This is a genomic window from Georgenia subflava (assembly GCF_009193155.1).
Lineage (GTDB): Bacteria > Actinomycetota > Actinomycetes > Actinomycetales > Actinomycetaceae > Georgenia > Georgenia subflava.
Genome location: NZ_VUKD01000004.1, coordinates 172,035 through 189,185 on the forward strand (window position 1 = coordinate 172,035; position 17,151 = coordinate 189,185).

Below are 17,151 nucleotides of genomic sequence, written 5' to 3' on the forward strand. Positions count from 1 at the left end.
CGCGACGGCGGAGGCACCCGGGGCGGCGACGGCGGGGGCACCCGAGGCAACACGCGACGGTGGAGGCACCCGGGGCGGGCCGGGCGACTCCACCGCCGTCCTCGTCCTGGTCAGCGGGCGCCCTCGGTGAAGAGAGTGATCTGCAGGCCTGCGGGCACCTGGAGGCGGGAGTTGAGGGAATCCCACGGCGTGCGGGTAGGCGGTGCGACGAGCTCAGCCCCGCCGGCCACGGCCGCGTCGGTCGCGGCACGGGCGTCGTCGACCTCGAGCGCGAGCCGGATCTTCGGTGCCACCTGGCGGCCGACCTCGACGTCGTCGATGAGGCGCTTCTGAGCCGGGTTCCCGATCTCCAGCGTCGCCCGGCCGGCATCGAGGATCACGACCTCGGCACCGCCGTCGGAGGAGATGGCCTCCTCCACCGGCAGCCCGAGGGTGTCACGGAAGAAGGCGACGGCGGCGTCGAAGTCCTCCGCCTCCACGACCACGCGGAGCTGACGGGCGCTCATCAGGCGAGACTAGCGGCCGGTGCCGGTGCCGGCGCCGGGTCGAGTGGGTGGTCGATCTCGTCACGCGGCATCCGCGCCAGCACGACCGCCGCGAGGCCGAAGAGCACCGGCACCAGCCCGCCGACCAGGAACACGGGCCGGAGCCCGACGGCCTCACCGATCGGCCCCGCCAGCGCCATCGACACCGGCATAAGCAGCAGCGAGACGAAGAAGTCGAGGCTGGAGACGCGGCCGAGCAGTGCCGGCGGGACGCGCCGCTGCAGCAGGGTGCCCCAGATGACGGTGGCCGCGCCGCTGGTCAGGCCGATCACGAACACCGCCGCGACCATCACCCACAGCTGGGTAGTGACACCCACGATCGCAATCGGCGTGGCGCCCACGCTCCACAGCAGCACCATCACGGTGAGGTAGCGCCGGGGCATGCGCCACGAGGCGACGGCGATCGAGCCGACCGCCCCACCGACGCCGAAGGCCGCGAGCACCAGCGCGAACGCCTCCGGCCCTCCGCCGGCCTGGTCGCGCACCGCGAACGGCAGGAGCACCTCGATCGGGCCCATCATGAGCAGCACCCAGCCGGTCGCGAAGAGCAGGGTCGCCAGGAACCACGGGGTGCGCACCATGTAGACGAAACCCTCACGCAGGTCATCGACGACCGCCCGGACAGGGTGCTGACCGGCGCGTCCGACCGTGCGCTGCAGCGGTGCGGCACCCACGCGGATCAGGCCGCCGGCGGCGAGCACCTGAGCCGCCGCGACCACGACGAACGCCAAGCCGGGAGAGGCGACGGCGATGGCCGCACTCGCCGCGGCCGGGCCGGCGGCCTGCATGATGGCCGGACGCAGGACGCCCTCGACGCCGTTGGCCGCGAGCAGCTGCTCGGCAGGTAGCACGTTCGGCAGCAGCGCGGAGTACGCCGGGTAGAAGAAGCCCTCGGTGGCGCCGACCACGAAGGCGACCACCACGAGGTGCCAGATCTCCAGGGTGCCGGTCAGGGCGAGCCAGGCCACGCCACCGATGAGCACCGCCTTGGTGAGCTCGACGCCCACAAGGATCCAGTGCTGTGGCACGCGGTCGGCCAGGACTCCGCCGACGAGGACCGCACCGATCATGCCGACCGCGGAGCCTGTCGCCACCCGGGAGAGCTCCACCGGCCCGCCACCGAGCGTGATGACCTGCCAGACCAGGGCGACGAGCCACATCCCGGTCCCGAGGAGGGAGAGGGTCAGGGCCGCCGCGAGTCGGCGGTAGCGGGCGAGCAGGAAGGGACGTGCCGCCCTCGGCAGCCGAAGGCGTCGTCGGATCGTGAGGTGTGTCGTGCGCCGCATGGTCGCCTCGCTTCGTCCGGGACGCGGTGGTGGCGCCTGCCGGGTCCGTCACAACAACGGTGCGGCCGGACCTGTTCCGGCGTCCAGGGATTTCCAGCGTGCCTCCTCGGCAGGCTCAGCACGGCAGCCCGCCGGTCGCCGGCCGCTACGGCAGCCCGCCGGTCGCCGGCCGCTACGGCAGCCCACCGGCCGCCGGCCGCCGGCCGCCACGTCAGCCGACGACCGCCACGACACCCCACCGGCCGCCGGTCCCCACGTCAGACCAGCAGCTGGTGCCGGGCCAGCTCGAGGTAGAGCGGCGAGGAGCCCAGCAGGGCCTCGTGGGTGCCCGCGGCCACCACCTCGCCGCGGTCGAGCACGACGATCTGGTCCGCGTGGGCCACCGTCGCTAGCCGATGGGCCACGATGAGCACTGTGCGCCCCTCGGCTGCGGACCGGATGGCGTGCTGCATCGCCTGCTCGTTGCGCGAGTCCAGCGACGCCGTCGGCTCGTCGAGCAGGAGCAACGGCGCCGCCCCGAGCAACGCACGGGCGATCGCCAGCCGCTGACGCTCCCCGCCGGACAGGCCTGCGCCATCGTCGCCGACGACGGCGTCGAGCCCCTCCGGGACCTCGTCGATCCGCTCGAGAAGGTTGACGGAGGCCAGGACCTGCCGGCAGCGCGCCTCGTCGGCTGCCGGTGCCGCCATCAGCAGGTTCTCCCGAATGGTGCCGGCGAGCACCGGCGCCTCCTGCTCCACGTAGCCGATCTGGCCGCGCAGAACCGCCCGTGGGAGCTCGCGGACGTCGGTGCCCGCCAGGCGCACGGCTCCGCCGTCGGGCTCGTAGAACCGCTCGACCAGCGCGAGCAGCGTGGACTTCCCCGCCCCGGACGGGCCGACGATCGCCGTCGTCGACCCGCGCGGGACCACCAGGCTCACCCCGCGCAGCACCGGGCGGGCCGGGTGATAGCCGAACGTGACGTCGTCGAAGGAGAGCAGCGCGTCAGCGGGCTCGAGGGAGGGCGGCACGTCGAGGGGCTCGCCCGCGGCGCCCGGCCCCGCTGCACCGTGTCCGGGTCCGACGCCGGACGCGCTCGTGTCCGAGGTCGCCGCGCGTGGTGCGGCGGCTGGGTCGTCCTCCTCGGTGGGCAGGTCGAGGATCTCCTGGATGCGGGCCAGCGCACCCAGCGCCGAGCGCACCGTGGTGACGGCGCCGAAGAACTGCCCGAGCGGCATGAGCATCATGAAGAGGAAGAGGATGAAGGTGACGAGGTCGGCCACGGTGATCGTGCCGCTCGCAACCCGGTAACCACCCACGCCAAGGACACCGAGGAACGCGCCCTGGACCGCGAGGCCGCTGACCGGCCACAGCACCGCGCCGACCCGGGCGATGCGGACGCCGAAGCCGTAGGCGTCGGTCGCGTCGGCCTCGAGGCGGGCGACCTCACGCTCGGTGGCGTTGGCGGCGCGCACCGTGCGGATGGCCGACAGTGCCCGCTCGACGCCGGCGGCCACGGCACCGACCGCCTCCTGGGACGCCTGGGTCAGGGCCTGGATTCGCCCCGAGGCGATCACGACGCCGACCACCGCGACCGCGATGACAGCCGCGGTGATGCCCAGGAGGGCAGGGTCCAGGATCGCCATGGCCACCAGGGCGCCGACGAAGACCAGGGATCCGCCGAGGGCGTCCACGAGCCCGCCGGTCAGCGCGGCGCGCACCATGGTGGTGTCCGAGCCGACGCGGGAGACGAGATCGCCGGTGCGGCGGGCGTCGTACTCGCGCACCGGCAGCCGCAGGAGGTGGCGCACGAGCGCGCGGCGCGCGTCCAGCACGACTCCCTCCGCGGTGCGCTCGAGCAGGTAGAGACCGATCGCCCCGAGGACGCCGGAGCCCAGGACGAGCCCCACCAGCACGCCGACGGTGCCACCGAAGGGCTCGCCGGCACCGACCGAGGCGATAACCGCGTTGACGGCGAGCGGCTGGGCCAGGCTGAAAGCGGCGCCGACGACTGACAGGGCAACCACAACGGCGATGGTGCTGCGATGGGCGCGCAAGTAGCCGAGCAGATCCCTCAGCCGGGCCGCCGGGACGTCGGTGTCGAACGGCGGTGCATCGGTGTCGGAGTGCGGTGCATGGGCCTCGGATGGCGGTGCATCGGCGTCGGAGTACGGGAGCGTCATCGAGGTCGAGGTCGAGGTCGAAGTCGAAGTCGAGTGGGAGCTCGGGCTCGAGCTCCTCTTCCCGACGCCGGTGGGGGAGCCGTCGTCAGTCACGGCCGAACCTCGTCCCGCCGTACTTCTTGTGCACGGCCTGCCTGCTCACGCCCAGCGCGCCGGCGATCTCCGCCCACGAGGCGCCGGCCGTGCGTGCACGGCGCACCGCTGCGGCCTCCGTGCGCTGAACCTCGCGGTTGAGCCGGGTGACGGCGGCCAGCGCGTTCAACGGGTCCTCGCCCTCCGCCTGGGCCAGCAGCGCAGCCATGGTGCTCTCTCCCATCGTCTCGCCTCCTCCTTGTCAATCTAGGTTGACGCTAGCGGTGTGTCAACGATTGTTGACGTGAGGATGTCCGGACGCCGTCGACCGTGACGTCGAAGCCAGTCTCGACCAGGGTGCTCTGGGATGGCGCTGGACGCCGTCGACCGTGACGTCGAAGACCCCGGTCTCGACGATGCTCTCGCGATGGGGGCCGGGTGTGCGGCGTCCCGACGGCGCGGGCCGCGAAACGCCACCCGCGTCGTCGGTGTCTTGGCAGAGCACCTTCCGCCGCACGCCGACCTCGACGCTCTCCTGCTCGGCGTGCGGGCGGTCGGCACGCGCCATACCGTCGACAGACCGACACCAGCCGCACGCACCCAGGAGGAGCCATGGCAGATACGGTCATCGACGACGAGCTCTGGGACGAGTTCCACGCTCTCGTGAACATGAACTCCCAGGAGCTGCGGGACTGGCTTGCGACGGCGGACGCGGGGGAGCAGTCCGAGGCATACACCGACCAGACCGGCTCCGAGCGCTCCCGCACCGTCCTCGAGGTCCTCGGCAAGCGTCGGACCGACCTCAGCGAGAGCGACGTCGCCACCATGCGGTCCGTCGTGGACGAGATCCGCGCCGCCCGCGGGGACGAGCCCGAGCCGACGGCGGGTGACACCGCCTGGCGGCACCGGCTCATGTCGCTCGGGCACGACCCGCTCAAACCCGCCTGAGGACGACCCGCTCAGCCTGAGGGGGCAGTGATGGCATCGGAGAGCACGACGACCACCGACCACGACGAGATCCGTCGGTGGGTCGAGGAGCACGACGGCAAGCCCGCGAGCGTGCGCGGCACCGAGGACTCCGGCGGCGCCGGGGTGCTGCGGATCGACTTCCCCGGTGGCGCCGGGGAGGACGACCTCGAGCACATCTCCTGGGACGACTGGTTCGCCAAGTTCGACGACGAGAAGCTCGCGTTCCTCTACCAGCAGCAGAAGGCGAGCGGCGAGGACAGCACCTTCTTCAAACTGGTCGCCAGATGAGCGCACAACCCGATCCCACCGAAGAACCGGCCGCCTTCGAGCCGCGCCGGATCGTGATCACCGGAGCCGACTCGGGGATCGGCAAGGCCACCGCGGTGGCGCTCGCGGCACCGGGCCGGCACGTGGGCATCACGTGGCACGAGGACTCCGCGGGCGCCGAGCACACCGCCGACGAGGTGCGCGCCGCGGGCGCCCACGCCTACGTGCGCCAGCTCGACCTGACCAACCCGGTGGAGGGCACCGCCGTCGTGGACGCGTTCGCCGGCGAGATGGGTGGCCTGGACACGTTGGTGCTCTGCTCGGGCACCGGCACCTCGACCCCGCTGCTGGAGATGGACTACATCACCTGGCGCGACGTCATCTCCGTCGACCTCGACGGCGCCTTCCTGTGCCTGCAGGCCGGCGCGAAGCACATGGTCTCCGCGGGGGAGGGTGGGCGGATCGTCGCGATCACCTCCGTCCACGAGCACGCCCCACGGGTGGGCGCCGCGCCGTACTGCGCCGCCAAGGGAGGCCTCGGCCTGCTGGTCAAGGTCGCCGCCCTCGAGCTCGCCGAGCACGGCATCACCGTCAACGCCGTCGCGCCGGGCGAGATCGCGACGCCGATGACCGGCCAGGAGGACGAGTCGGTCCTGGAGGACAAGTACCGGCCGGGCATCCCGGTCGCCCGGCCCGGGGACGCACGCGAGATCGCCGCCACCGTGGCCTTCCTCTGCGGGCCCGACGGCGGCTACGTCAACGGCGCCTCGTGGGCGGTCGACGGCGGCATGCTCCAGATGGGTCCGCAGGCCGGCTCGCACCTGACCAGCGACGACTGGCGCCGTCCCTGAGACTTGTGCCCACCTGCGCGTGTCGGGGCAGGATGGGTCGTCGTGACGACCACCTGGCACGAGCACGCGATCTTCTGGCACGTCTACCCCCTGGGCTTCGTGGGCGCCGAGCCCGTCCTGCCCGAGGGGGCGGTCGTCGAGCACCGCCTGCGGCACCTGATCGGCTGGCTCGACTACGCCGTCGAGCTCGGCGTCTCCGGCCTGCTGCTCGGGCCGATCTTCACGTCGCACAGCCACGGTTACGACACGATCGACTACTTCACGATCGACCCCCGGCTCGGTGACCGCGCGGACTTCGACGCCCTCGTCGCCGCGGCGCACGAGCGCGGCCTGAAGATCGTCCTCGACGGCGTCTTCAACCACGTCGGGTCCCGGTACCCCGCGTTCCTGACGGCGCTCGACGGCGGTCCCGCCGACCACGACGCCGACCTCTTCCGGCTCACCTGGCCCGACGACGGAGCCCGCCCGCCCGAGTACGCAACCTTCGAGGGGCACCAGGGGCTGGTCGCGCTGAACCATGCGGCGCCGGCCGTCGCCGAGCTGGTCACCGAGGTCATGCGGTACTGGCTGCGCGCGGGCGCCGACGGCTGGCGACTGGATGCTGCCTACGCCGTGCCGCCGGCCTTCTGGGCGTCGGTGCTGCCGGTGGTGCGGGCGGAGTTCCCCGACGTCTACGTGGTGGGCGAGGTCATCCACGGCGACTACGCCGAGATCGTGACGACGTCGGGGATGGACGCCGTCACCCAGTACGAGCTGTGGAAGGCGATCTGGTCGGCGGTCAGCGACCGCAACCTGTACGAGCTCGCGCACGCGCTCGGGCGCCACGACGGGTTCCTCGAGACGTTCGCGCCGATGACGTTCGTCGGGAACCACGACGTCACCCGGATCGCCAGCCGGCTGAGCTACCGGCGCCACCTGGAGCACGCGCTCGTCGTGCTCTTCACCGTCGGCGGCACGCCGAGCGTCTACTACGGCGACGAGCAGGGCCTCGAGGGGATCAAGGAGGAGCGGCTGGGCGGCGACGACGCGATCCGCCCCCCGTTCCCCGCGAGTCCCGACGACCTGCCGCTGACCGGCTGGCCCGTCTACGCGGTGCACCAGGAGCTCATCGGCGTGCGGCGGCGGCACCCGTGGCTCCACCGTGCGCGCACCACGGTGCTGGAGCTGGCCAACGAATGGATGGCCTACGAGGTCACGGCCGGCGCCGAGCGTCTGGTGGTGGTCCTCAACCTCGCCGGCGAACCGGTCGACCTGCCGGTCGGGGAGGTCGGCGAGGTCATGGCCGGCGCTGCACAGCTCGGCGAGGCGACGGCGCGGCTGACGGCCAACGGCTGGGCGATCCTGCACTGACAGCTACTGATCCTGCACTGACAGCTACTGATCCTGCACTGACCGCACTGCTGCTGATCCTGCACTGACAGCACTGCTGGCTCGCCGCGCACCGGCGTCATCGAGCCGTCGCGGATCGTCGCCGGCGCGGGCGACGTCGTCCAGGTAAGACTTCGGGCGGACACCTTGCGTCCGCACGGGACGTGGCGTGGGATGGAGGCATGGACGCCCCTGCATCGACCGCCGCCCGGCGGTCGCGGATCGTCGTCGACGCGTCGGCGTGCGAGATGGACGACCTCACGCCGTGCGGTGGGATCGACGTCACCGTTGGTGGCGATGTGGACTGGGGCGAGCTCGTTCGACGTGCGGCGACCTCCGGCTGGCCGGGGATCGAGCGGCTGGGTGGCGTGCCCGGCGCCGTCGCGGACGTCGTCCGGACCAATGCCGAGGTCGACGGTCAGGCGGTGGCCGACGTCGTCGCCTCCGTGGGGACGTGGGACCGCGCCACGGACAGGACGAGGACCTTCGCGTTCGCCGAGTGCGAGCTCGGCCCGTCGACCTCCCGGTTCGCGGAACGCCTGCCCGACGGGCAGTACCGCTACGACATCATCGACGTCTCGTTGCTCTTCCGGCAGGGCGACCTGACCAGCCCCATCCGTGACCCAGAGCTCGCCGCACGCCTGGGGATCACGCCTGGCGACAGGCTGCCGCTCACCGAGTACGCCGTGCGCCGGCAGGATCCGGCAGGGGCGATCCTCGGGGCGGAGCAACCATGACCGATCACGTCGCCACCGCGACCACCGACGTCGACGCGCTGCCGCGGACCGTCTGGACGGTCCTGACCAGCCCCGAGCTGTTCAGCCGGGTCATGTTCGGGTCCACCGTCGCCAGCAGCTTCGCGCCCGGCGCCGCCATCACCTTCACCGGAGAGTGGGAGGGTCGGCCGTTCAAGGATCACGGCGAGATTCTCGACGTCGACGAGCCTCGCCGGCTCACGTTCACGCACTACAGCCCGCTGAGCGGACAGCCCGACGTGCCCGAGAGCTACCACACGCTGACCTTCGTGCTCGAGGAGCTTCCGCACGGCACCCGGGTCACCCTGACGCAGGACAACAATCCCAGCGAGGAGGCGGCGCAGCACTCCGTGCAGAACTGGGAGCAGTCGTTGGCGATCCTCAAGGAGACCGCCGAGGTCCTCAGCGGGTAGCGGGCCGACTTCCTGGGCACGGTCCGGCCCAGCCGCCTCTCAGTCAAAGGACGAAGACGGCGTCCGGGCTGGAGTGCTCGAGAGCCCCGTCGACGGCGAAGACCGAGACCGACCACGGGGAGTCGTCGTCGAACGGCGCGAGGTGCCAGTCAGCGAATCGTGCCCGTAGATCCAGCCGCGCCCGTCGGGCAGCGCCGTCCAGGTCGTCCAGCTGAACCGCGCCGCGTCGCGCGCTGGTCCCGACGACGAGGAAGCCGCCGGGAGCGAGGATGGTCGCCACCTCGCGCATCAGGCCCTCGGCGGAGCCCGCCGGAAGGAACGCCGGCACGTTCCCGAGCATCGTGACGGCATGGAACGAGCCAGGAAGCCCGTTCTCCGCGCACCACGGCGCGGACAGAGCCACGGCATCGCCACGCACGTACCACCGCGCATCGAAGTGCTCGTGCGCGACGGCGAGGACGTCAGGGTCGGCGTCGACGCCCCATGCCGCGTGACCTGCCCGCCGCACGTGTGCGACGAACGAGCCCGTACCGCAGCCGACGTCGAGCACGTTGCTCCCGCGGGGGAGCAGCATGTCGACGAAGCGGGCCTCGGTGCCGAGATCCACCCCGTCCCCGATCATCCGACGGAACTTCTCGGCATAGGCGCTCCACACGAGCCATCACGCTACCGGCCCTGCGGCGTTGCTCACAGAGTGCCTGGCCGACGCGCGCGGGCCCTTGCGGCCCCGGCGAGCGTCGCCTCGCAGCGTGCGCCAGTCGTGCAAGACTGTCCACAGCAATCGGGACTGGAGGAAGGACACCCATGAAGAGCTCGCTCATGACCTTCGCGCAGGAGGCGGAGCACGCCGCCGAGGCCGCGGCCGTCAACCCGTGGGTGCTCGGCGGCATCACCCTCGGCATCGCACTCCTCCTGCTGCTGCTGACGTACGGGTTCCGCAACATCCACACCCGCCACTGACGCTGACGGCGATGGCGTGGGGGAAGCAGCGCAAACGCCGGGTCGGTGTCATGGGTGGCACCTTCGACCCGGTGCACCACGGGCACCTCGTCGCGGCCAGCGAGGTCCGTGAGTCGTTCGGGCTGGACGAGGTCATCTTCGTCCCCACCGGCGAGCAGCCGTTCAAGGTCGACCGTGACGTCACCGAGGCCGAGCACCGGTACCTGATGACCGTCGTCGCCACGGCGTCGAACCCGCGCTTCACCGTCTCGCGACTGGAGATCGACCGGCCCGGCAAGACGTACACGATCGACACCCTGCGCGAGCTCAAGGCTCAGATGCCCGACGCGGAGCTGTTCTTCATCACCGGTGCCGACGTCCTGCCGCAGATCCTCACGTGGAAGGACGCCGACGAGCTGTGGACCCTCGCCCACTTCATCGGGGTGACCCGTCCCGGTCATGAGTTGGACCCCGCCGGTCTGCCGGACGCCGGGGTGTCGCTGCTCGAGGTGCCCGCCATGGCGATCTCCTCGACGGACTGTCGGGCGCGCGTCGCCGTCGGCAAGCCGGTCTGGTACCTGGTGCCGGACGGCGTCGTGCAGTACATCGGCAAGTACGGTCTCTACCGCAAGGGGAGGAAGCCGAAGGTGGACGACTTCGTCCGGCCGCGGCTGACCGACGAGGGCGCCGCGACGAGCATGAATCTGCCGCCGCGCGCCGTGGGAGCTGGGAAGTGAGCGAGCAAGATCCGTCCAAGGGCGCGCGCCGACGCCGCCGCGAGGCCGAGCGCGCCGCGCGCCTCGCCGCGGAGCAGGCCGGCCAGGCCCAGCCGCCGACCCGTCGTGAGCTCCGCCGGCTCCAGCTGGAGGAGCAGGCCCGGCTGGAGGCCATCGCCACCGGCGAGCTGCCTCTGCTCGACGACGACGGCTCGCCCGCCGGGCCGGAGCAGGTCGCCGATCGGCTCGCTGCGGCCGGGATGACGCCGCCCGGTCCGACGACGTCGGAGCCGCTCTCGGCCCCGACGCCAGCCCCGAGCTCGACCTCGGCCCCGACCTCGGCCGCGGCGACGACCGCGAAGCCGGATTCGACCGCGAACGGCGCCCCGAGCGCGGACCCCGCGAGGGCTCGTGCTGCCGGGGAGTCGGCGCAGGTGCCCTCGCCAGTCAGCCAGTCGTCCGCCGCCGAGTCTGCTCGCTCGGCGTCCGGTGCTGACGCCTCTGCTCGCTCCGCGTCCAGCGCCGACGCCTCTGGTCGCCCCGCCTCCGGTGCCGACGCCTCTGCGCGCCCCGCCTCTGGCGCGGCGCCGGCTGTCCCGCCAGGACCCGCCATGACCCCGACCTCACCGGCCGCTGCGGCACGCTCGCGCCGTTCCATGCGCGACCGTCTGCGTGAGGCCGACGACCTCGCAGCCATCGAGAACGGCAGCGCCGCCCCGGCGAGCGAGCGAACCACGACCACCCGCCGACCCGTGGTCCGAGCCCCGCACACCGCCCGTGGCATCCGCACGCTGGACGCAACGGGCACTCTCACCGGCGTCCAGCCCGTCGACCGTCCCGCACCTGCCGCCCCGCCCGAGCCGGAGCCGCCGGTGACGACCGACCCGGCCGGCTGGGAGTCCGCCGTCGCCCTGCCCGTGATCCGCGAGGACCACCTGAGGGTGCCCGATGCGGAGGAGCCCGAGTCCGCGGCATCCGCAGACCCCGCCACCGAGCGGTCTGCGGCGGCCGAGCGGCCCGCAGGGCCGGCCGCGGCGGCCGGCCGCACGACGGCGTCGGTACCCCGGGCGGAGACTGCCGAGCCGGCGTCCGCCCAGCCGGCGTCCGCCCAGCCGGCGTCCGACGAGGGCGAGCCGGAACCCGGACCCGGACCCGTCTACGCCGCACGCCGGCCGACGACCGCGGCACCGGACGACGAGCCGGAGCTCGAGCAGACGGTCGCGATGGCCGCTCCGGTTCGGGACGAGGATCCGTCCGCGCCGCGGTCGCCGCGTACCGGCCCCGAGGCTGTCGCCGCCGCTGCTCTCTCGCCGTCGGAGGACGAGGAGGACTACGACGACGACGAGATCCGTCCCCAGTGGGCGTCCCTCTCCGAGTTCTCTGCCGCCACCTCCTCGTCGGCGGACGAGGCCGCGGGCACCGACACCACCAACCGGCGAGCACTGCGTGAGCAGCCGGAGCGGCGGTCGCTGCGGGACCGCATGGCCACCGCCTCGGCCACGACCGGGAGCTCCGCCACCAGCGCGGCCGAGGTGCCCGAGGAGGAGCCTGCGTACGTCGAGGAGATCCAGAGCCGCAACCCGGCCGCCTCGCTCGTCAAGATCATCGCCCTCGTGCTGGCCGCCGTCGTGATCGGCCTGCTCATCGGCCTGCTCTGGTTCAACAACAGCAACGGCGCCGACGCCGGGGCCGAGATCCGGATCCAGAGCCTCGCCGGAGCGCTTCCGTCCGGAATCAGCACGTAGGATCACCCCAGCCGTTCCGCCACCCTTGAGGAGACCTGTGCCCGCCGACGACCGTTCCCGCCACCTCGCCGTCGTCGCGGCGCGCGCGGCGGCCGACAAGAAGGCCCAGGAGATCATCGCGCTGGACGTCTCCGAGCGGCTGGTGCTCACCGACGTCTTCCTGGTGGTCTCCGCCGCCAACGAGCGGCAGGTGAAGTCCGTGGTGGACGCGATCGACGAGGCGCTGCACAAGGAGGGCGCCAAAGCGGTGCGCAAGGAGGGGCTGTCCGAGGCCCGGTGGGTGCTCATGGACTACGGCGACGTCGTCGTGCACGTCCAGCACGAGGAGGACCGGGAGTACTACGCCCTGGAGCGGCTCTGGAAGGACTGCCCCGTCGTCGGCCTGCCCGACGACCTCTACGTGCCGGCCGACGAGAACGAGCCGGACCAGGGATGACCGCGGGAACCGTCATCCTCTGGCGGCACGGGCAGACCGAGTACAACGCCGCCAAGAGACTCCAGGGCCAGTCCGACATCGAGCTCAACGAGGAGGGGCGGCGTCAGGCGAGCATGGCGGCCACCGCGCTCGCGCCCCTCGAGCCGACCCGGATCATCACCTCCGACCTGGTGCGCGCCGTCGAGACGGCCGAGGCGCTCTCCGTGCGTACCGGTGTGCGCCCGAGCGTCGACGTCCGGCTTCGTGAGCGCAGCTTCGGCGACTGGGAGGGGCTGACCCAGGAGGAGATCCAGGCACGGTGGCCCGACGCGTTCGTCGCGTGGCGGCACGGGCGCGAGCCGGAGGGCATCGACGCGGAGACCCGCACCGAGTGCGCCACCCGCGTGGCGGCTGCGATCGAGGAGGTCGCCGCCGAGCTCGGTGAGAACGACGTCCTCGTGGTCGTCGCGCACGGCGCCGCGATCACCCTGGGGCAGACGGTGATGCTCGGTCTCGACCCCGCCGAGTGGTTCGGTCTCACCGGTCTGGAGAACTCGGGCTGGGCGATCATGCACCCGAACCCCGGCCGCGAGCCCGCCTGGCGGCTGAGCGCCTACAACATGGGCCTCGACTGACTGTTGCTGTCGACAGCGCCGACCGACACGATCGGGTCGTATCTGCCGGCGTCAGACGGTGCGCAACGTGTCGCTCGGCGACCGAGGTGCGCCGACTGACACGAACGGGTCGTCGGCGCCGGCTTCAGGCGGTGCGCAACGTGTCGTTCGGCGTTGACGGAGGAACCCAGTACCGGTTCAGCGGGCGGCCGGTGCGCCGACGTCGTCGGACGATGCGCTCGTGACCAGGTCACCAGGGTCCAGGTCACCGGGCACGGCCAGATCGCCCCGCGTGACGAGGCCGTCCGGCTCGTCCCGGCGGGCCGGCGCGAGCGAGCCGCCGGCGTCGGCCTGCTCGGCGAGCAGTGCCTGAGCCTCTTCGCCGGTGATGGCCTCGCCGCGCGCGACCATGCCGGCGATGTCGGACAGGGCGATCTCCCGGATGAAGAACGTCAGGACGAAGCCGGTCGCGAGCAGCGGCACCAGGTACCAGAACGCCGGGGCCAGAGCGTCGGCGTACGCCTCCACGATGCCGGTCTTGAACGGCTCGGGCAGCGCGGCGACCGTCTCCGGGGTCAGTGAGCTCGAGGCGACCTCTCCCGCGCCCTGCGGCACGCCGGCGAGCACCTCCTCCAGGCCGTCGACCAGGCGCGAGGTGAAGATCGAGCTGAACAGCGCCGTCCCCACGGCGGCGCCGATCTCGCGGAAGAAGTTGTTCGCGCTCGTGGCGGTGCCGATCTCGGCGGGGTCGACGGCGTTCTGCACGGCCAGGACGATCGTCTGCATGACCAGGCCGAGGCCGGCGCCGAGCACGAAGATCATCGCCGAGTACTGCAGCATCGAGATCTCGGCGGTGATGGTGGTCATCCAGACCAGGGCGGCGGTGGCGATGCCCATGCCGGCGATCGAGTAGATCTTGTAGCGACCGGTCTTCGTGATGGCGACACCCGAGCTGATCGCGGTGGCCATCATGCCGACCATCATCGGGATCATGAGGAACCCGGACTCGGTGACCCCGACCCCTGTGGCCATCTGCAGGAACGTCGGCAGGAAGCCCAGCGCCGCGAACATGCCCATCCCGATCACCAGGCCGACGAGCGTGGAGAGCGTGAAGACGGAGTTCTTGAACAGCCGCATCGGCAGGATCGGGTCTTCGGCGCGCAGCTCGACGGCGACGAACGCGACGGCGGCGAGCACCGTGCCGGCGATCAGGGCGACGAGCCTTCCGTCGTCGAGGTCGTAGCTGCCGACCATCGACTCCCAGGTCGCGACCATGATCAGCGCCGACGTCGCGACGGCCAGCAGGACGGCGCCGAGCACGTCGACGCGACGCTCGGAGCGGTGGCTGGGCAGCTTGAGCGTCGCCCAGGCGACGGCGAAGGCGAGCAGGCCGATCGGCAGGTTGATCCAGAACGACCAGCGCCAGTCGTGCGCCTCGGTGAACCAGCCGCCGAGCAGCGGGCCGGCGACGGCGGAGACGCCGAACAGGGCGCCCATCGGCCCCATGTACTTCCCGCGCTCCTTGGCCGGCACGATGTCGGCGATGATCGCCTGCGACAGGATCATCAGCCCGCCGCCGCCGAGCCCCTGGACCCCGCGCCAAGCGACCAGCTCGTAGAAGCTCGTCGCGAACCCGGCACCGGCCGACGCCACGGTGAACAGCGCGATGGCGATCAGGAACGGGTAGCGCCGTCCCCAGGTGTCGCCCGCCTTGCCGTACAGGGGCATGACGACGGCGACCGCGAGGATGTAGATGGTGATGAGCCAGCCCTGGTGCTCCACGCCGTCCAGCTCGCCGACGATCGTCGGCATCGCCGTCGCGATGATCGACTGGTCCAGCGAGGACATGAACATCGACGCCATGAGCGCGGCGAAGATCAACCACACCGTCCGACGGTCCAGGACGATGGGCGCTCGCTCGTGCGCGACGGCGGTGGACGTGGGCACAGGGGTCTCCAGGCGGGCGTGGTGCGGGTGATGACGAGGCTGGGCCGCTTCGGCCGGCGGACCGGCACGGCGTGGCTGCTGGAGAGAACGATGCGCGGGGGCCGTGAATTCCACGCGTTCGCGCCCGTAATCTCGGGTCAAACGTTAGTCCGCGACCGACGTCCTACCTTGTCGCGCGCGTGATGACGTGCGCCACAGCGAGTGCGAGCCTCAGTTCGAGGGCGGGCGGTGCCCGGCGAGCACGGCGGCCATCTCCGGCAGGTTGAAGAACTCGGCGGTGGCCCGCGCGCTGGGGGAGCCGGCGTCCGGGTCAGCACCGGCCTCGAGCAGCATCGCCGTGATCCCCGGGTCCTGCTTGAAGACCGCGCACGTCAGGGCGTTCTGGTTGCGGTCGTTCAGCCGCTCGACGTCGGCGCCGCGCTCGAGCAGGGCACGCACGGTCTCCGCCTGCTGGCGGTAGGCAGCGAGGATGAGCAGCGTGTCGCCCTTGGCGTTGGTCAGGTCCACCGGGGCGCCTGCGTCGAGGTACGCGGTGAGCTCCGCCGTCGCGCCCTCGCGGGCCAGGTCGAACAGCCGCTCGGCGAGGGCGAGGGTGTCGTCGGACGGCTCGTCGCTCATGCGTCCACGATAGGTGCGGGTCGCCAGGACGGCCTGCCGGGGTGCCCGAAGCAGGGCGTTCAGGGAAGCAGGGCGTTCAGGACGGCGGAGGCGGACAGGCCGGCCAGCCGAGGCGCCGGCGGCGATGTGCGCGGGGAACCGGCCCGCCGGGGTACCCGCGGTGAGGCGCGCGGCAGGGATCCGACGTGCAGGGCGGGGAGGCGGTCAAGGCGGCCCGCCGGGCGACCGCCGTGGCGAGGCTCACGCCGGCACGGATTGGAACTGCGGGCCGGGGATGCCATACAGTAGTCCTCGCCCCACGGGGCGTGCGGGGCTATGGCGCAGTTGGTAGCGCGCTTCCATGGCATGGAAGAGGTCGAGGGTTCGAATCCCTCTAGCTCCACCAGCAGACCGGGCCGCTCTCCCACGGAGGGCGGCCCGAGCTGTCTCCGGCGCCGTGCAGGCCCGGACCGTCAGTGCGTGGTCGGTCGGTCCTCAGCTCCGACGCCAGCGGTCGAGCGTCTCGCCGAGGTCGACGGTGATCCTGGGCTACCCTTGATGGTCGCTCTTTGGGCCGTGCCGCCCAGTCCCGCCGATAGGAGAAGTGCCAGTGGTCAAGCTCGCCTACGTCATCGCCGGCTCGGAGGCGACCGGCGGCGCCGGTATCCAGGTCGACCTGAAGACCTACCAGGAGCTGGGCGTCTACGGCCTCGGGACCATGACGTGCATCGTCTCCTTCGACCCGAAGAAGGACTGGGCACACCGGTTCGTCCCCGTGGCCCCCGAGGTCATCGCCGACCAGATGGAGGCGGCCACCTCGGCCCACGAGCTCGACGTCGTCAAGATCGGCATGCTCGGCACGCCGGCGACGATCGACGTCGTCGCCGACGGCCTGCGCCGTCAGCCCTGGCGGCACGTGGTGCTCGACCCGGTCCTCATCTGCAAGGGCCAGGAGCCCGGCGCCGCGCTGGACACCGACAACGCCCTGCGCGAGCAGATCCTGCCGCTGGCCACCGTCGTCACGCCGAACCTCTTCGAGGCTCGGACCCTCTCCGGCATGGACCGCATCGACAGCGTCGAGGACCTCGCCGAGGCCGCCCGCCGCATCCACGCGCTCGGGCCGCAGTACGTGCTGGTCAAGGGCGGTGTGGAGCTGCCCGGCGACGATGCCGTGGACGTGCTGTTCGACGGCACCGACATCACCGTCTTCTCGGCTCCCAAGGTGGGGGAGGAGCGGGTCTCCGGCGCCGGCTGCACCCTGGCCGCGGCTGTCACTGCCGAGCTCGCCAAGGGTGCCGACGTCGCCTCCGCCGTCGCCCTGGCGAAGGACTTCGTCACCGCTGGGATCAAGGGCCGCGTCGCCGCCCGCACGCCGTTCGACACCGTCTGGCAGGGCGCCTACGCCGGCTGAGGGCTCCCTTGCCCGCCGGGCGGTCAGGTGATTCGATCGCCTCGTGGCCGTCGCCGAGGCCCATCAGGGTCGAGACCGT

The 17,151-nt window shown here is 72.1% G+C and carries 19 protein-coding genes and 1 tRNA gene; 13 read left to right on the forward strand and 7 right to left on the reverse strand.

The features are described 5' to 3' along the window. Positions 1 to 110: 110 nt before the first annotated feature. The 4 genes from GD748_RS14170 to GD748_RS14185 form a co-directional block, all read right to left on the reverse strand. Complete coding sequence (locus GD748_RS14170; protein ID WP_152195872.1) at positions 111 to 506, reverse strand: VOC family protein; 396 nt, start codon at positions 504 to 506, stop codon at positions 111 to 113. Next, the gene (locus GD748_RS14175; RefSeq protein WP_152195873.1) at positions 506 to 1,831 is read right to left on the reverse strand and encodes an MFS transporter; all 1,326 of its coding nucleotides are present in this window, start codon (positions 1,829 to 1,831) and stop codon (positions 506 to 508) included. The genes GD748_RS14170 and GD748_RS14175 overlap by 1 nt, the downstream gene beginning before the upstream one ends. A 257-nt stretch (positions 1,832 to 2,088) precedes the next feature. Beyond that, positions 2,089 to 3,993, reverse strand: coding sequence for an ABC transporter ATP-binding protein (locus tag GD748_RS14180; protein WP_152196214.1), 1,905 nt, complete (start codon positions 3,991 to 3,993; stop codon positions 2,089 to 2,091). 85 nt (positions 3,994 to 4,078) lie between these two features. Next, complete coding sequence (locus GD748_RS14185) at positions 4,079 to 4,309, reverse strand: helix-turn-helix domain-containing protein (RefSeq protein WP_152195874.1); 231 nt, start codon at positions 4,307 to 4,309, stop codon at positions 4,079 to 4,081. 368 nt (positions 4,310 to 4,677) lie between these two features. On the opposite strand from GD748_RS14185, the gene GD748_RS14190 reads away from it, so the two are divergent. The 6 genes from GD748_RS14190 to GD748_RS14215 all read left to right on the forward strand — a co-directional run bounded on the left by GD748_RS14190 (position 4,678) and on the right by GD748_RS14215 (position 8,688). After that, entirely contained in the window at positions 4,678 to 5,013 is a 336-nt protein-coding gene (locus GD748_RS14190) for a DUF3140 domain-containing protein (RefSeq protein WP_152195875.1), read from the forward strand. A gap of 30 nt (positions 5,014 to 5,043) precedes the next feature. Next, a complete protein-coding gene (locus GD748_RS14195) occupies positions 5,044 to 5,322 on the forward strand; it encodes a hypothetical protein (protein WP_152195876.1) in 279 nt (92 codons plus the stop codon). Beyond that, positions 5,319 to 6,152, forward strand: coding sequence for an SDR family oxidoreductase (locus GD748_RS14200; RefSeq protein ID WP_152195877.1), 834 nt, complete (start codon positions 5,319 to 5,321; stop codon positions 6,150 to 6,152). The genes GD748_RS14195 and GD748_RS14200 overlap by 4 nt, the downstream gene beginning before the upstream one ends. Positions 6,153 to 6,194: 42 nt before the next feature. Next, positions 6,195 to 7,502 (forward strand): alpha-amylase family glycosyl hydrolase, encoded by a 1,308-nt coding sequence (locus tag GD748_RS14205; protein WP_152195878.1) that lies wholly within the window; start codon positions 6,195 to 6,197, stop codon positions 7,500 to 7,502. 200 nt (positions 7,503 to 7,702) lie between these two features. Beyond that, on the forward strand, positions 7,703 to 8,257 hold the full coding sequence (locus GD748_RS14210; protein WP_152195879.1) for a UDP-N-acetylmuramate dehydrogenase: 555 nt from the start codon (positions 7,703 to 7,705) through the stop codon (positions 8,255 to 8,257). Next, positions 8,254 to 8,688, forward strand: a complete 435-nt coding sequence (locus GD748_RS14215; RefSeq protein ID WP_152195880.1) for an SRPBCC family protein — start codon at positions 8,254 to 8,256, stop codon at positions 8,686 to 8,688. The genes GD748_RS14210 and GD748_RS14215 overlap by 4 nt, the downstream gene beginning before the upstream one ends. A gap of 43 nt (positions 8,689 to 8,731) precedes the next feature. On the opposite strand, the gene GD748_RS14220 is transcribed toward GD748_RS14215, so the two are convergent. Beyond that, the gene (locus tag GD748_RS14220; protein ID WP_152195881.1) at positions 8,732 to 9,343 is read right to left on the reverse strand and encodes a class I SAM-dependent methyltransferase; all 612 of its coding nucleotides are present in this window, start codon (positions 9,341 to 9,343) and stop codon (positions 8,732 to 8,734) included. Positions 9,344 to 9,492: 149 nt separating this feature from the next. Between GD748_RS14220 and GD748_RS19570 the strand changes: the two genes are divergently transcribed. From GD748_RS19570 to GD748_RS14240, 5 genes are read left to right on the forward strand one after another with little or no spacing between them, the layout of a single operon-like run. After that, entirely contained in the window at positions 9,493 to 9,648 is a 156-nt protein-coding gene (locus tag GD748_RS19570; RefSeq protein ID WP_193312956.1) for a hypothetical protein, read from the forward strand. An 11-nt stretch (positions 9,649 to 9,659) separates the two neighbouring features. Then, positions 9,660 to 10,364, forward strand: a complete 705-nt coding sequence (gene nadD, locus GD748_RS14225) for a nicotinate-nucleotide adenylyltransferase (RefSeq protein WP_152195882.1) — start codon at positions 9,660 to 9,662, stop codon at positions 10,362 to 10,364. Further along, a complete protein-coding gene (locus GD748_RS14230) occupies positions 10,361 to 12,088 on the forward strand; it encodes a hypothetical protein (protein ID WP_152195883.1) in 1,728 nt (575 codons plus the stop codon). The genes nadD and GD748_RS14230 overlap by 4 nt, the downstream gene beginning before the upstream one ends. A gap of 37 nt (positions 12,089 to 12,125) precedes the next feature. After that, on the forward strand, positions 12,126 to 12,524 hold the full coding sequence (rsfS, locus tag GD748_RS14235) for a ribosome silencing factor (RefSeq protein WP_152195884.1): 399 nt from the start codon (positions 12,126 to 12,128) through the stop codon (positions 12,522 to 12,524). Then, positions 12,521 to 13,138: a histidine phosphatase family protein gene (locus GD748_RS14240; protein WP_152195885.1), complete on the forward strand. Its 618-nt coding sequence runs from the start codon at positions 12,521 to 12,523 to the stop codon at positions 13,136 to 13,138. The genes rsfS and GD748_RS14240 overlap by 4 nt, the downstream gene beginning before the upstream one ends. Positions 13,139 to 13,315: 177 nt before the next feature. On the opposite strand, the gene GD748_RS14245 is transcribed toward GD748_RS14240, so the two are convergent. Then, positions 13,316 to 15,064: an MDR family MFS transporter gene (locus tag GD748_RS14245; protein ID WP_226921395.1), complete on the reverse strand. Its 1,749-nt coding sequence runs from the start codon at positions 15,062 to 15,064 to the stop codon at positions 13,316 to 13,318. Between the two features lie 210 nt (positions 15,065 to 15,274). Beyond that, entirely contained in the window at positions 15,275 to 15,682 is a 408-nt protein-coding gene (locus GD748_RS14250; protein ID WP_152195886.1) for an ankyrin repeat domain-containing protein, read from the reverse strand. A gap of 309 nt (positions 15,683 to 15,991) precedes the next feature. Here GD748_RS14250 and GD748_RS14255 point away from each other — a divergent pair. Together GD748_RS14255 and thiD are read left to right on the forward strand one after the other, a co-directional pair. After that, positions 15,992 to 16,067: transfer RNA gene (locus GD748_RS14255), tRNA-Ala, on the forward strand. A 204-nt stretch (positions 16,068 to 16,271) separates the two neighbouring features. Next, on the forward strand, positions 16,272 to 17,072 hold the full coding sequence (gene thiD / locus GD748_RS14260; RefSeq protein ID WP_152195887.1) for a bifunctional hydroxymethylpyrimidine kinase/phosphomethylpyrimidine kinase: 801 nt from the start codon (positions 16,272 to 16,274) through the stop codon (positions 17,070 to 17,072). The last annotated feature ends 79 nt before the right edge of the window (positions 17,073 to 17,151 follow it).